Annotated in this window: 3 protein-coding genes; all 3 read right to left on the bottom strand. The window is 46.6% G+C overall.

The window, feature by feature from the left end:
- Positions 1-2: 2 nt before the first annotated feature.
- The 3 genes from MHB85_RS13035 to MHB85_RS13025 are packed head-to-tail and all read right to left on the bottom strand — an operon-like array spanning position 3 to position 16,893.
- Positions 3-6,701: a beta-ketoacyl synthase N-terminal-like domain-containing protein gene (locus tag MHB85_RS13035; RefSeq protein ID WP_341073048.1), complete on the bottom strand. Its 6,699-nt coding sequence runs from the start codon at positions 6,699-6,701 to the stop codon at positions 3-5.
- Positions 6,702-6,748: 47 nt separating this feature from the next.
- Positions 6,749-12,955 carry an SDR family NAD(P)-dependent oxidoreductase gene (locus MHB85_RS13030; protein ID WP_341073046.1) on the bottom strand — a complete coding sequence of 2,069 codons (6,207 nt, stop codon included), beginning with the start codon at positions 12,953-12,955 and terminating at the stop codon, positions 6,749-6,751.
- The gene (locus MHB85_RS13025; RefSeq protein WP_341073045.1) at positions 12,952-16,893 is read right to left on the bottom strand and encodes a type I polyketide synthase; all 3,942 of its coding nucleotides are present in this window, start codon (positions 16,891-16,893) and stop codon (positions 12,952-12,954) included. The genes MHB85_RS13030 and MHB85_RS13025 overlap by 4 nt, the downstream gene beginning before the upstream one ends.
- Positions 16,894-16,898 lie beyond the last annotated feature (5 nt).

The raw sequence follows: 16,898 nt of genomic DNA, 5'->3' as shown, positions 1-16,898 counted from the left end.
CCTTACTGCAATTTTTTCGGTGTGAAGAAAGACAGCATATGCTCAGGTTTACGATTGGTTTGTCCGGAATACGATCTGACCACCACGTTTTTCCCCTCACCCTCGTCAGGCCAAAACCGGGCCCTTTTCCAGACAATGCGATTGAAACGAGGTTCCAGTGTCGCTTTATTTTGGTCCGGGACACCCTCATTGCTGACAAGGATATGAGCGTTATTTCCTCCGAGCCCAAACGCGCTGACACCCGCACGCAACACTTTATTGGTCCAAGGTGTAAGTTCTTGAACAAGGAATAACGGACTTTCTTCAAAGCGAAATCTCGGATTCGGATGCGGACAATTTATACTGGGCGGGATCTGGCCATGAACCATACTCAGCAAAACCTTGATCATGCTAACTGCCCCTGCCGCACTCAACAGATGTCCAACATTGCTTTTGACACTTCCCACGCCGCAGAGAGCCCTCTTTTCCATACGGGTTCCCAGCACTTGAGTTAACGCTTTAAGCTCAATGGGATCTCCAATGACCGTGCCTGTTCCATGTGTTTCTACATAATTGATTGAAGCCGGATCAACATTGGCATCCTTGATCGCACGTTCGATCAACGTCTGCTGAGCCTGGGGATTCGGTGTGGTGACGCCCATCGTATGACCATCATTGTTAATTGCTGAACCATCAATCACGCCGTAGATTTTGTCACCGTCCGCTATGGCCTGTTCCAATCGTTTCATAATGATTACTCCACAGCCCTCCCCAACCCCAATTCCGTTGGCAGAGGCATCAAAGGTTTTACATTGTCCATCTGGTGACAGCACCCTTGATGCAGTCAGGGAAAGATAAGGGGTCTCATCCAATAAAACTTCAACCCCACCGGCGATCACCAGATCTGCTTCCCCATCTTGCAAACTCCGGGCAGCCAAGTGGATGGCTGTTAGGGAACTGGAACAAGCGGTGTCCACGACCATGTTTGGACCTCTGAGGTTATATAAATGAGCCAAATGTGCCGTAATAAAATTTTGACCTGTACCAATAATGGTTTGTTTGTTGTCCTGACGTATTTTGCTCATGAAATGACCTGTTCTTGCCCCTGCAAACACACCAACCTCAAGCGACTCAAGCTGATTTTTTCCATATCCTGCATCTGCAAGTGCTTCAGCGCTAACCTCAAGCCACTGCCTTTGCAAAGGGTCCAGATGAGTTGCCAGTGAATGATCCATTCCGAAAAAATCGGGATCAAACGATTCCAGCTCATCGAGAAAAGCTCCCCATTTGCTCATACTTTTCCCGGCTTTGCCATCAGGATGGTAGTACGTTCTCCAATCCCACCGGGATGACGGAATTTCACGTATACTGTTTTTGCCTGTCTTCAGATTGTTCCAAAATTGTTCCGGGTTCACCGCATCTGGGAAATGACAGGCCATTCCAATGATGGCCACTCGGGAACGGGAATGTTCTTTGGGCGGCTGGAGAATCTGTCGGGCCTCATGTCTGTTGAACTGCTCAGGAGATATACGTGGACTTGTTACGTATTTTTGCAGCAAAGCCCCTGTCAGTCCTGCGATCGTTGGATAGTCCAAAAAGAGATAAGGTTCCACCACAGGAATTTGAAGCTCGCGCTCTATCCGGCGTGCCAGCTGTGCAATCAGGATTGAATCCATCCCGAAATGTTCGAAGGATCGGTCTGGGTTCATTTTTTCGGGTTCAATACTCAATTCCTCGGCGAATATGGAACTTAATTTCATCTGTAATATCTCTGATGTATCAGAAAAAGAAGCCCCACTTGTCATAGGTATTTCGGACATCGTTTCAGCTTTAACCGTTCTGGAAATTCCCGCTTCCCCCCCAGTGTCAATGGATTCGCTGCTCACGATTGCCGGAAGCATGACTGCGCTTTGTTGGGTAACTAGTGCCCAGTCCAGCAACTTCAGTCCTTCTTCATCCGTGATGCTGAGCAGGCCGGTTTCGTTATAAGCTTGACTTGGAAACTCACCCATCCCGGATTCCTTCCAGTTCGGCCATTGGATGCTGATAAGTGGACTGGTACGGGCATGCGCTGCGGCATAATAATCCATGTAGGTGTTAGCCATGGCATAATCGCTTTGTCCGACACCAAGTTTCGAAATGGCTCCAGCCACGGAAGAGAACAGGGCAAAAAATTGCAAGGGATCGTGACGGAAGCATTCATACAGTGCTATAGTGCCTAATATTTTGGGGGACAACACCCTCCGAATCGACTCCAGCGGTTTACGAATAAAGGCGGGATTCTCCATGTCGGCTATGCCAGCTGCGTGAATTACTCCTCCGGCTGCGCCCATCGTTGAACGTATATGTTTTGCAGCCTCCAGAAGTTTCTCCTTATTACCTATATCAAGAGAGAGTACTTCAATCTGTACACCCTGTTTCTCCAATTCCAGGATATCTCTAATTTTGCTGCCGATCTCGTCTTTGTCTCCACGTCGCGCCTCCCATTCATGTCGAGATGGAAATGGGGTCTGACCGATCAGAACAAGTTTACGGACCCCGTAGTGTCGGACGGCATGCTGCGCACACAGCATGCCGAGACCCCGGGTCCCCCCAGTGACCCAAAGAACATGATTGGATGAAAAAGGACGTCGGGTTTGATTCAACTGCTGTATATTCACGTTATCGAGTGTATCCAGATAAGCACTGTACCGCTGTCCTTCACGATAACAGACCTCCTGTTCCTTCCCTGCATGAGTTAACTCCTGAACGATCTGTGCTGCGATATCAAGCTCACTGTCCCCCGGGTCCACATCAATATGCCGCGAAATAATATGACTGTACTCACTTTGTAGTATCCTGTAGAGCCCAGCCCGTTCTGCGCCACCCATATGAATCGATGGGTTCTGGAAAGACTCTAGGCCCATGGTGACTCCAAGTAGTTTTAATTCTTTGTGACCACGGGTATCAATCATTTGTTGGAGCTGTGCTAACCAGTAGATCAGTTGGTCCAGCATCATTTCTTCTGCTTCCATCTTTCGGCTACAGCCTGACAGATCTATAAAAGCATCACAATTCATTAAAACATCGAGCAAACGTCCAGAATCCTGCTCTTCCTCACTCACAAGCACAACCTGGCTCCCCTGTATCATCTGTGAAATCTTATTGGCAAGTCTGGCGGTTTCCATTGTAGATCCAACCACAACTTTCCCATGTTCTGGATTAAGCTTTGTAACCGCCGCGTGCCTCCACTGCTTCCCGAGAAGCTGGGCTATTCTGCGCTCTTTTGTGACAGGAGCAACATCCGAAATCTCCTTGTTTACATTCCTTTCAATGGAAGGGATGGCTTCCCCGGAACTCACCCAATACTTTTCCCGTGCAAAGGGATACGTCGGCAGAGGTATTCTTTTATACTTTTCCGTCAAATACAGCCTGTTATAATCCAATTCATATCCTTGTACGTACAATTCAGCAATAACATGCAGGTTTTCAAGATATCGCGAATCATCTGCTGATTCCTCAGCGATTTTTTGGATACATTCATTGCCATAACGTCGAAGAACAGACTGCTCTTTGGAAGGCTGGCCTGATAAATCCGCCGCGTATATCTGTGATGAGCCCCCGGTTTCAAGCCATTGTTCCAATATGGAGGCCATATCGTCAGAATGCTGAATTACACACGCTAACCGATGCTCCAGATGTCTTCTCCCCGTCATCAAAGTAAAGCTTGTGCTTGCGTAATCAAGCTGGGCTCCCACTTTCCTGTAATGCTGCGCAATTCGTCTCACTTGTTCCCTCAACTGTCCTGTCGATTGTGCAGACAACACCAATAGATAACCCGGTTTATGTATTGATGGAGAAAACTCTCCGGAAGGCTCCTCGATGGCAAGGTGAGCGTTGGTTCCACTAAAGCCAAATGAGCTTACAAGTGCAGCCCTCTTAAGTCCGGGGGGTGTATGCCATGGAATCAATTGAGTATTGACATAGAATGGACTTTTCGAAAAATCAATATTGGGATTTGCTTTGGAATAATGAATGGATGGTGGAATCTGTTGATGTTTCAAGGCCAATAACAATTTGATAACACCGGCTATGCCCGCTGCTGCAATCGAATGTCCCATATTCGACTTGATCGAACCTAGTGCAGCATATTGAGAACGGCTCGTATACTTTCGAAAACTTCGGTTCAGCGCTTCGAATTCAATGGGATCACCCAGCTTCGTTCCAGTACCATGCGCTTCAACCAATTGGATCTGATCGGGATTAACACCGAACTGTTCGTATAGCTGGCGTTCAAGTCTTTCCTGTGAGGCTCTACTGGGGGCTGTGATCCCATTGGTGCTCCCATCCTGATTGATACAGCTGCCTTTGAGGATCCCATGTACATGATCACCATCTTGGATGGCATCCTCCAGCCGTTTGAGCAACAAGGCCCCCACACCCTCACTCGGCACAAAACCGTCTGCACGTTCATCAAAGCTATGACACCGTCCAGCCGGGGACAACATGCCCGCCCGACTAGCAGAAAGATAAAAATCAGCCGTGGATTGCACAAACACTCCACCTGCCAGAGCAAGCTCCACTTCCCCTGACCATAGGGCTTGACAAGCCAGATGAATGGCAACCAGCGAACTTGAGCAAGCGGTATCAACCGCAATCGCCGGCCCCTGTAAATTCAGAAAATAGGATACTCGGGCAGGTACGATGGATGCAGCATTGCCCCAAAAGGCTTGTGCAGGGGCCTGTTCACCGATCAACTTCTCATAGTCTCCTCCACAATATCCGGTATACACTCCGCATTGACGGCCCTGAATTAGTTCGCCCGCGTATCCGGCGTGTTCAAGGGTTTTCCACGATTCCTCCAGAAACAATCGCTGTTGCGGGTCCATATGCATTGCTTCAACATTGGAGATTTTGAAAAACAAGGGGTCAAAACAATCGCTATCTTCCAAAAAAGCTCCATGGTTATTTTCAGTTTTCTCTACGGATGATCCTGTCTGTTCGGAAGTCCACCGCGCCCCACGCTGAATCAAGTCATTGCCTGCAGCCAAATGCTCCCATAATTCATCCACATTATCCGATTGCGGGAATCTGCCGCTATAGCCAATGATCGCAATGTCCTTGTGTCTGTTGTTGGCACTGGAGGATGTTATATCGCCATCGGAATGACTCTTCATTGCATCACCCAACGTGAATTCCAGCTCTTCATTCATCTGTTCAGTCCATTGGACGTCGGGCCTATCGGCACTGGCACTGCGCCCCCCATGAAGCTGCGTTTGTTGTTCAGGCTCCATCGGTTTCTCCTGTACCATTGGGGAAATATACTGTGCAAGCTGGTTGACACAAGGAAAATCAAAAATATCGGTGGTGAACAGCTCCGTTCCCAGTCGTTCATTGATCGAATGAATTAATCGAACACCCGTTATGGAGTCAACCCCATAATCGGAAAAAGCCTCCTCAGGGTCGATAAGCTGTGCCTCCACTTTCAAAGATTCACATAATGTCCGAACAAGCACTTCCTTTATGTACTTCAGTTTTTCTTCGGATGTATGTGAACCCTCCACTTCGGGTAACCGGATTTCTGGCGGTTTTTCCTGAATATCCTGCGAAATGTGGCTCGTTTGACTTTCGGCCTGATGTTTCACCGTTTGCTCATGTTTCAAGATTTGCTGACGTACCACGCCATTGCTTGTTCCCATTATCACTTGCTGGCCCTTAAATTCGTCAGAATGAGCCAGTAACTGTACTTCCCCGAACCCCTCGGATAACAATACGTTTTTCCAAGTTTCCTGTTTAAGCAATGGTCCTCCGGAAATACGCAGAGCAGGGTCCACATAGCTCCACCACCCATCCAACAAACCAAATGTAAGGTGATTCAATAGCGTATTTTCAGTGATTTCATTGATCAAAAAAACACCCTTACAACGGAGTAATGCCTTAGCATTCCTTAAGGCAAGGCGAATATTAGGAGCAGCATGCATGACATTAGTTGCTATCGCTATATCATAAGTCCCCGCTTGCAGAGATTGGGTGGACAAAGGTTTAGACAAATCAAACGTTCCGTATGTAAGGTACGGATAATGCGGGCCATATACCTGTTGGGCATGACTCAAAAAAGCCTGGGAAAGATCGGTATAACAATACTCCAGAATATGGGGATGAAAATCACTCAGCCGGGTAAGAACCGCCTGGCTCGTGCCTCCCGTTCCGGCTCCGATCTCCACAATACGGATATGTGCACTCGGCTCCTGCACAAGTTGCTGTTTTATAATAGCTGCAACCTGCTCTGCCAAAACGGCATTGAAATAATCGGCAGCAGGATTATTCATGTAAATGTTCTCCACCAGATGCATGGAACTATTCGGAAAAATAATGTCGGTTGCGGACTTCTGACCCGTCAAAATGTCCGGCAGCGCTCGGAGCGTGGCATCCAGCAGTGGAATGTAGGAAGATACGTTTGGATCGGATAGCCACAGCAGTTTTTTCCTATCCCATTCCTTCCATGCGTGAGCCAGGTCCGTATCGTTGGTCTGAATCAAGGGATTTACAGCACCAGTAGAGGTGAAATAACCGTATTTTCGCAAATAAAGAAGACTCTCCCGCCACCATCTTCCGTAACGCTTGATCAATGAATCAGGCATTTCTGCTACAGCTGCATCTTCACCCCGAAAATTGCTCAAAAGTCCTGTAGCATGCAGTCTGCCCCATAATAATTGACCCAACAACTCTTTCAGTTCTGTCATTACACGTTCCCCCTACCGTCTGATAATCCCCGCTCTTCAGACCCCTGTTATACAAGCAAAGACGGTACAGCCCCCTGATAGACCATAATGGATTCTTCTTCATGCAAGATCTGCATATCCACCAAAGGCTGTTTCCTTATCAATGCAATCTGATCCAGCACACCATTCATCAGTACATTAAGAGCCTCCATCGCTTCAGGAGCTTCGATTGAACCTTGTCCTGCTTTCGCCATGCGTGTCTTATAATATTCAGAACGTACCGAACCCACACTTCCCCAATATCCCCAGTTCATCACTTTGACGGGGAAATTACAGCACTGTCTCAAAAATTGGGCGAATACATCTTTGAACGTACAGCCGGCTACGTAATTGGCCTGTCCGGCCGAATTCAAAAAGGAGTTCATGGACGAAAAAAAGAGTACAAAGTCAAGCGACTCTCCGATACACGCTTTGGCTATATTGATGCTGATGTCTACCTTGGTGGAATAAGCTTTCCGAAAAGCAGCTTCGTCCATATATTCCAGGCTACGATCCTCCAATACGATGGCTGAATGAATAAAACCATGAATGGTTTGATGATTCCGCCTAATATCCGTACATGCTTGACGCATTGCTTCCGAATCCGTTGCATCAACAGCCATGTAACAGGGCGCAGGTCCGAGCTCGCCCAGCCTTTGCAATTTCGCCTGAATATCAGCATCCAGTTTCCTTCTTCCCAGCCAGATGATCTGGGCTTTGTAATGCTGGATCATATATTCACTCCATGCCTCTCCGATTCCGCCTGCTCCCCCGATAACAACGTATACACCTCCATGGCGATAGGAATGAGACTGCCCCGAACTCACAGGGGAATATGTAACGGACGCAAGTTGTTGACGAAACCATTCGCCATGTCGGTTTACGTATGGGAATCCGTAGGAATCAGCAGACCACGAAAACAACTCGTGCATATTCTTATCGTTCAACTGATCCAAATCCACCTGTCTAACCTTCCATCCGGGTCGTTCTTTGCATAATACTCCTATAAGACCATGTATCCCGGCATGAGTGGGATCAACCGAATCAAGTGTATGAATGGCGTTTGCCTGCATTGTGATTACAGTCCATTCCATGCTCCGATTCCCATATCCGTCCTGAAGAAGTGCCTTAATTAGTCTGTACAGAAGAAACACGCCTTCTTCCTGAGCCTCAATCATTCCCTCGACATCAGGTGAGTTTCCGGTGGTTAGCGGAGATATCCACACCATATGTCGAAGGTTCATAATCGGGATCAGTTGTTCCGTGATCCGCATGATCGAATCCTGTGGATTCAAAACGATCACTTCGGCGTGAGGCAGATATTTAAGCAGCTGAGTCAAGTACGAGCTCTTCGTACCTACCAAGCATATTTCTCCCGGGAGATCGTTGAGTACACGTTCATGTTCATGCAAGCCGATTGTCTGCTCTTTCCATACAGGGGCCAGCATTTGTAACTCATATGTCTCCATCCCTTTAGTCTCATTGAGATTAGAAGCTTTTGGCTCAGGTCTTCTAAAACGTATTGCCCTAATAGATACCCGTACATCACCCTCTACATTAAACAAATCCATGTCATATTCGGTATCTGCGTGTACAACGGCACTGCCACTCTCCTGACGTACTCGGACATGAGCCCACATCTCTGCTTCGCAGGAGCCAAATATTTGAATTTGCTGTATGGAGAAGGGCAACAAAGACGTATCTTGCGGCTCCTCCTGAATATTTCCAGAAGCACTGGACCAGATCCCGATGGTGGCCTGAAAAGCATTATCCAGAAGACCTGGATGAAGGGTGCCCTCCTGAAATCCATCGATAATATTCGAAGGCAGAGCAATTCTGGCCAATGCCTGATCATGACCCACTGATACAATTTTCAGACCCTGGAAGTCTGGACCATACCGCATGCCTCTTGCTGAAAAAAAGGAATAACATTGCTCTGAAGTGAGATTTTCCAGATTACAGCTGCTCAGGATTGTCTCCACTTCGCTAGTCTTGCGTACTCCACGCTTGGTAATCACAGCAGTCCCCTGGCTAAAAACCATGGTCTCTGTCCCATCCCCCTGAGACTCACTTGGAGATTGAACGGTCACCTCAATATCTCCATTAGAGGATGGATTAAGAAGGATTCGGAGCCTTCCCATACCTTGTTGAGCTACAACAGGTTGGAGCCATACCAGCTTTTGGAGGTTAATTTGTTCATCCTCTCTGGGTTGAGCAGCCATCATGACAGCGGCCCTGATCAACTCAATATGTGCTGAGGCAGGCAATACATTATATCCGTTTATTTCGTGATCCCGAAAAAAGGATTCCTGACCCGTAAATTCAAATTCGTAGCGGTATGACCGAAAATCCGATCTGTTTTCCAGCTTCATCATGAATCTGTTATCCATTCCCGACCGATGAGCTCCAGCGTTTTCTATACGGTTGACTGGATTAGGAAGCCAGTGCCGTGTCTCTGCAAACGGATAAGTCGGGATGGAGATTTTCCGTTGCCCTTCACTTTTATCCATTGAAGACCAATCAATCCTGTTACCGGTTACCCAGAGCTGAGCAAGTTTATGGAGTTCTGCTTCCATCATGAAATCCTGATCTGTGGATGGATGATTGTAAGTTATAACATGTTCATCTTGGAGGGATTTGCGCTTGGATACGCTCCCTTGCCAACATCGAGATAGATCTGCCTGACCTGCAACAAACCGCTCAAGCATGTCTACGGCATCCGTGATGCTCGAACTAACCAATGCAAGTCTTTCCTCCATCTCTTCCCTGCCCGTTTGCATTGTAAATGCAACATCAGCTAGGGTAATCCCATCCGTTTGACTCAGAAATTCAACGATTCGCTTCGCATATGCTTTCAATCGATCCCTGTTCTTTGCAGAAACGATGAGTAACTGGGGGCGATTGGATATATTTTGGGAACTATTGTGCTTGGTCACGTATTCGCGGATGACGATATGAGCATTGACACCTCCAAACCCAAATGAACTTACGCCCGCACTTCTGGGCAACGTGTCATGTTTGCGATTCCACGTCTGTCCTTCCTTTACGATATAAAATGGACTGTTCTTCAACTGGATGTACGGGTTAACTTCATTTAACTGCAGATTTGGCAGCAATCGGTTATGCTTCATACTGAGTAACACGTTTAGTACTCCCGCTACTCCTGCTGCTGCCTCCAGGTGCCCAATATACGTTTTTATAGTCCCCACTGCACAGTGCGGAACAGTGGAATCCGGGGATGAGCCGCTCTGCGTGCCATGCAATTCATCCCAGTTTTGAACCAGCTGGGAGAATGCTTTTTTAAGCGCATTTATCTCGATTGGATCACCCAATGGCGTCCCCGTACCATGTGCTTCAATATAATCTGCTGTCCTCGGATCAATTCCTGATCTCGACCACGCTTCAACAATGAGTTCTGCCTGTGCGATAGGATTTGGAGACGTCAAAGTGTTGGCATGTCCCCCATGATTTATAGCCGTTGCCTGAATTACTCCATAGATATGGTCTCCATCCGCTTCCGCTTTGGACAACGGTTTAAGCAGCAATGCCCCACTACCCTCACCACGAACGTACCCATCAGCACCTTGATCAAAGGTTTTACAGCGACCATCCACACTGAGCATGCCTGCCTGATTAAAAGCAATCATCAGCTGTGGACTTGCGATAACACTAATGCCTCCGGCAACTGCCAGTTCACATTCTCCGTTGTGTATCGATTCCACTGCCCGATGAATGGCGACCAGCGAACCGGAACAGGCTGTATCCACGGGTTCACTAGGTCCATGCAGATTTAGAAGATATGAAATTCGGTTAGCCAGAATGGAATGAAATATGCCCAACGCTGTATGTGCCTCGGTAGGAATGCCTGCTTGATGCATCAAATCATAATAATCTGAACTAACCACCCCGACAAACATGCCTGTTTTACTCCCAGACAAATCGGATGGCCTGTAACCAGCATCTTCAATGGCTTCCCATACGGTTTGCAAATAAATGCGCTGTCTCGGGTCCATCAACCCCGCTTCATGAGGCGAAATTCCAAAAAACGAAGCATCAAATTGATCAATGGCTTTCATAAATCCGCCCCATTTGATGTTGGTTTTATTAACTTCCTTTATTGGGTCCCCGTAATATTGATGCCAATCCCAGCGTTCAGGAGGGATTTCGGAAATAAAGGTTTTTCCGGAAACCAAGTTCTCCCATAGTTGATCCATACTCTCGGATTGAGGCATATGAGCGCCTATTCCAATAATGGCAATGGGTTCTTTATTGCTCCTATGGACATCAACAGGCTCACTTGCGTTCTCATTTGTTTCATCAGCACTGACCGTATGTGAAGTCTGCATTTCGGGTTCATCGTGTCCCCCACTCATTCCATGATATCGGGCAATGTCTTCGCCATAAGCTCCGCTCAGGTAGGTTGCAAAGGTCCTTAAAGTCGCATATTCAAACACAACAGGAGGCGTCAGATCAATGCTATATGTTGCGTTAAGTCGATTGACAAAATCAGTCGTTGAAATGGAATCAAATCCATAGTCGCTCTTATCCGCATCCAGATCCAGTTCCTGTATGTCAACACTAAGAATCTTAGAGGATATGGTCAAAATGACCTCTGAAACCCTTTCTAGTAGAACTTCTTCATTTATGCTGTTCTGCAACAACACATCCTTTTTCGGAGGATCCACATCTGCAAACGATGTTTTCTCGTGTACCTTCTGAAATTTGGCCGCATCCCCGCCAACAATTACCAGCTGATTTTCCTTACAATGGAAAGCATCTTCAAAAGCATGTATGGCATGTTCGCTGGATATCGCTGAAATCCCGAGCGTATTCTCCAAAAAAAGGCGATGAGTTGGATCTACTCCCATCCCCGCTTCCGACCATAGAGGCCAATTCAGAGAGATCGTCTGACCAGAACGTAACCCCTCTTTGTTCAAACGATCCCGTTGACGGCAAAAACCGTCCATAAAGCCATTGGCAAAGGCATAGTCACATTGTCCAGCGTTGCCCAGAACGGACATGACGGAAGAGCAAACGATGAAAAAGTCCAACTGTTCATGACAAGAAGCTTCGTCCAGCCAAACCGTTCCGTATACTTTAGGAGCGATAACAGCATCCATGTCCACTTTATTTTTGGATTGAAGCATGGAGTCTCTCAATACGCCAGCGCAATGAATCACACCATGAATACCCCCAAATCTGGCTTTGCACTCACGGATGAGATTAAAAGCGGACTCACGTTGCGATACATCCGCCGGGATATACACTATTTCAGCTCCGAACTTCCCTAGATCATGCAATTGTTGTTCCTGATCCCTACTCAGAATGGAGCGTCCGGATAAAACAATGACTCGAGCGGATTTGGCAAGCAAGGAGGCAAACTTTAGACCGATGCCGCCCATCCCACCTGTGATCAAATACACGCCTTCTTTGTTCCAATCCACTTGTGAATATTCTCTTTTCGGCAACGATACCAATCTTTTTACATAACGCCGATTGTCCCGATAACGAACCTCTACCGCTTGGTCCCGAGCTTCCAGCTCCTGTTTGATGAGTTGTAACATATCGATTGGTTCATTTCCCATGTCCAATGTACGACATGTCCATTGCGGGTGTTCCCATGTTACACTGCGCATGAAACTGCTTACGGCTTCACTTGCCGGTTCTTCTTTATGATCGCTGGAATAAACATATAAAAGATGTATTTTCTTTTTGTCAGCACATTTCGCCAGCCATTGGCATGTATAAAATAAGGCGTACACGCCCTGGGCAAGCTGTTTACTCAGCAGCGTCCCTCCATCTTCCGAAAGCACGGCACCATTCCATCCATGAACGACAGTATCAGGTATCCACTGTAATTCGGACAGTCGGTTGAATAAACGCTCGTAATCCTCTTCATGTTCCGGACGGACTACGAATGTATCAGCATCCTGCTCGATGAATTGATTTCCTTGTATCACACGAATGATGGAAGCACTCTCATCCCATTGCCCCATATTTTCTTCACCAGTAACAAATAACAGAAGTCTCTCACTTTTGAAAACCGTACGTTGAAGGTCTTGAATTTCCCAGGATGGATACAGATACGTATTCTGCTGTATGTTTTTTTCATTGGAAGCCGAATTATCATGCCGCTCTATTTCCTGTATAAGCTGATAGGCTATCTCTGATGAGAGACGTCGTCCCTTCACCATTTCAAGAATCTGATCCAGTGATAACATCTGATCTTTTCTCATCGTTCCTCCATATAAGTTAAGACATCAATGGGTTCAACCTCTCCGGCTTCCAATCTTTGCAAAAGTGTTTTCAGTGAGTCCTTCGCATGGCGCTTTTTGTCCTGAACCTGTCTTACCGTAAAATCACGCATCTCCATGCATATTTGTTCCTGTTTATTAAGCAAGACAATATCAAACTTGAACGCTTTTCCCCCTTGTGTACTCTGCTGCCTAACATACACACTTCCCTTGTCGGGAAGCCGATTCAACCATTTGACCGTACCTATGGAATAGGGCATACAAAGACTAGAGCTTACCTTTTGGACAAGTAACATCGCTGTCTGCAAAGCACTGTCCATCGTTACAGGATGAAGCGTGTAGGCATGTGACTGTTCATCACAAGGGAGTGGGAGCGCAAAGCTGGCAATAGCCTCATCTTCACTCACCCAACAATCCGTTATGGATTGAAAGGATGGACCGTAGACGAGAAGACTCTTTTCAAGCGTGCGATATACTCCTGGAACAGGGTCAACACACCTTCTTCTAATCGCATCCATATCACGTTTAACTCCGTATTCAGTGCCTTGTCGCAAGACTTGTTTATTGCCTTCTATTTTTATTTCATACAACGTTCCTTGCCCGTGAATTCGTCTGGAGTTTGAATCATCGCCGGTCCATACGTGAAAATGAACTTTCCCCTCAGCTCTTGACAAAGAAATATTTACTTCAACAGGATGCTCCATAACCGTCAGGGGTCTTGACCACACCACTTCACCAAAACCAGTAACCTCCTGGATTCCTGCCTTCTGCGCAGCGGCCAATGCCATTTCCAAATAAGCCACACCTGGTAAAGTCCGTTTACCATCTACGATATGATCATTCAGAAAAAATTCTTTGCCAGTAAACAGCGTTTGGTACTTGAATTCATCCAAGGTTGAGGTATTCCAGCCAATCATCGGGTGTAAAGCTGGATCTATCCCCTTCCCCTGTGGACGCGGAAGCTTATGTACATCCATAACCGATGGATTAGCCAGGGTATTGTTATTGTCATGTAATCGATGTATTACAGACTCGAAACGCTGAGTCGGCAGGGCACACTTGTTAAATGTTCCTGAAGGGAACCATAGGTCCCACCTCACATTCACGCCATGGAGCCATAACTGACCGAGGATATTCCAGACGTCATATCCAGCTTCATCCTCTTTTAAAGCAAGTTTCAGCGTATCAGGTGAGACAGATTGAAATACTCCGATGTCGATGATCTTGATGTCTGACGAAATTTTCCCCAGATCAACCCGGCTTTCTTGTGTTTGATGCAGCCATTGCTCAACATTTCCAATTTCGGGCAGGTTATCGTTTCGGTCATATAACGGTTTTTCGTTTTGGTCCGTATGCATCTGTTGCTGTTTCAGGTTCATGGATTGGGCAACCGCCTTATAATCCACATTGGAATCCAAAACAAGTTGGGCGATCATTTCAGGAAGTAAGATGTGATCGTCCATCAGATCCAATATTTGTTCGAATCGTGGATCGGGCTCAGTCATCATCGTCAAATCCCATTTGCGATTCAACCTCCGCAGTGAATGAGCCACAGCTGTAACGATAATGAACAACTGTTGAGTGGAAAGCTCCGTAACCATCAAGACATCAAGAGGCTTCCCAAGCAACTCTTCCAAATCCCAATCGTCCCCACTTACTTTACCTAGAAGATTCGACCATTCATCTATATACTTTCTGAAGGTGAACTGATGAGAGATGAGTGATTGACCCTTAGTTAGATAATATTGAACCTGTTCGTTATCACTGACCATTGGATATTCCAATCGATCATCTTGTCTGTTCCCAGAGCCCACACTTTCAACTAGTGTGCCACCCAACAAGTGACGAAGATAGGCCTCGTTAAAAGAAACCGGATACAAAATGTCTTGCAATGTGGGATCATAATAGGGAATACACGGACGATGGAGTTTAAAGATGTTAGCTTCATTTCCCCCTGCAAGCCTCAAAAGAATTTGTTCTGGCACAATCATCTGGTTTACCCCAAGAACTGCCCACATCCCTGCACGTTCCCCTGTCATCCATTCCACTTTTAAGCCCGCATCAAGTAAACATCGAAGGACGGCGTATCCAGCAATGAACTGACAGCATGGAAGTGTCTCTTCTTCCCATGGTTCATTGTAGAACATCCGCCGATAATGATCGGCAAGCGGACGATCAGCAATTTGATCCAGTAAGGATTGAACGATGTCATCCACGTGCGGTAAATCACGGGTTAACATGCTAAATTGCTCATAGTTTATATAGGAAAAGTTCCCCACTCTTATTGCCCACTTTTGCTGTTTTGGCATGAAAGGACGACTTGATTCCGAATGCAACTCTTCCTTCAACTGCTGTAAGTTGTCTGCCATCACAGCATAACGATAAGGAAAAGCCACTCTTCCCGTGAATAATGTTCCACTAATATCACGCAGCGTACAATCTTCAAACTCGGGTGTGAGCGAGAATGCTCTCCACGATTCAAGCTGTTTTTCCAAATGCCATTTTGATTTTCCAGATAGCGTGAACAGCTGAGAACGGGCTGCTGCTGCATCATCCTTCTGTTTGTTCGAGGGTGCAGCGCACCACTGTTCAATCACCAGATGTGCGTTGACCCCACCAAAACCGAAAGAGCTTATGCCCGCTCTTAAAGGCAAACCTTCGCCAGCACTGTTCCAATCCGTTAGAGCCCTTGTCACTTCAAAAGGAGTACTCTTAAAATCTATGATCGGATTAGGTTCGTTAAAATGAAGGTTGGCAGGTATTTTACCATGTTTCATCATCATGATCACTTTCACAATACCAGCCATGCCCGCAGCGCTCTCCAAGTGGCCAATATTGGTTTTTACCGAGCCAATCCGACAGAATTGGGCTCGGGAAGTATAGGCAGCAAATGCATTTTTAAGCGCTTCAATTTCAATCGGATCTCCCAACGACGTTCCCGTTCCATGTGCCTCAATATAAGTGACCATTTCCGGGGAAATATCTGCATCCTGATAAGCAGCCAAGATGACGTCTTGTTGTGCCTTCATGCTCGGAGCAGTTATGGATGCGCTTCTTCCACCATGATTGCAGGCAGATCCTTTGATAATCCCGTAGATATGATTGCCTTCCGCTAAAGCATCTTCAAGCCTTTGAAGCAACAGTACGCCTGCTCCATCCCCTGGTACATAACCATTGGCTTCCTTATCAAAGGTCTTACAACGCCCATCCGGACTTAACATTCTTGACTTGGAAAATGAAATAAACTTCCAGGGATGCAAATTTAGATTTACACAGGCAGCCAAGGCGTAATTGCACTCTTTTCGTTGCAGGGCTTGTTTGGCTTCATGCACGGCTACTAATGAAGATGCACAAGCTGCATTTACCGATATACTCGCGCCCTTGAGGTCCATGACGTAAGAAATTCGATTGGCAAGAATACTTTCATAATTTCCAAGACAAGCGTAGCTATCTATCTCCAATTCGGGAAGGCAAGCCATTTGGCGGTGATCTACTGTCATTACTCCGGCATAAACGGAAGTGATCTGATTCTGTAACCTTTGAAGCGAAATCCCGGAATCCTCTATGCATTGCCAGGATACTTCAAGCATCATTCGTTGCTGAGGATCCATATTTTTGGCCTCTCGGGGAGAGATACTAAAAAAGCGGTGGTCAAAAGAATACACATCATCCAGCAGACCGCACCATTTTCCAATACTCTTATTAGGGGCGTCAATATCTTGAGAATAGAACTTTGATACATCCCATCGATCTGGGGTAACCTCCCTGACGGAATCCACACCATTCGCAAGATTATCCCAAAACGTCGTATAATGATTAGCCTGCGGAAACCTGCACGCCATACCGACGATCACAATATCCGTAAGGCTCATTTCCGGATTACTATCGGATGTTGATTTCGTGTCCTTCTTTTGTCGCATCATCA

Origin of the sequence: Paenibacillus sp. FSL K6-4396, assembly GCF_038002525.1 — a bacterium.
Lineage (GTDB): Bacteria > Bacillota > Bacilli > Paenibacillales > Paenibacillaceae > Paenibacillus > Paenibacillus amylolyticus_B.
This window is presented reverse-complemented; position numbering and strand designations above follow the sequence as displayed.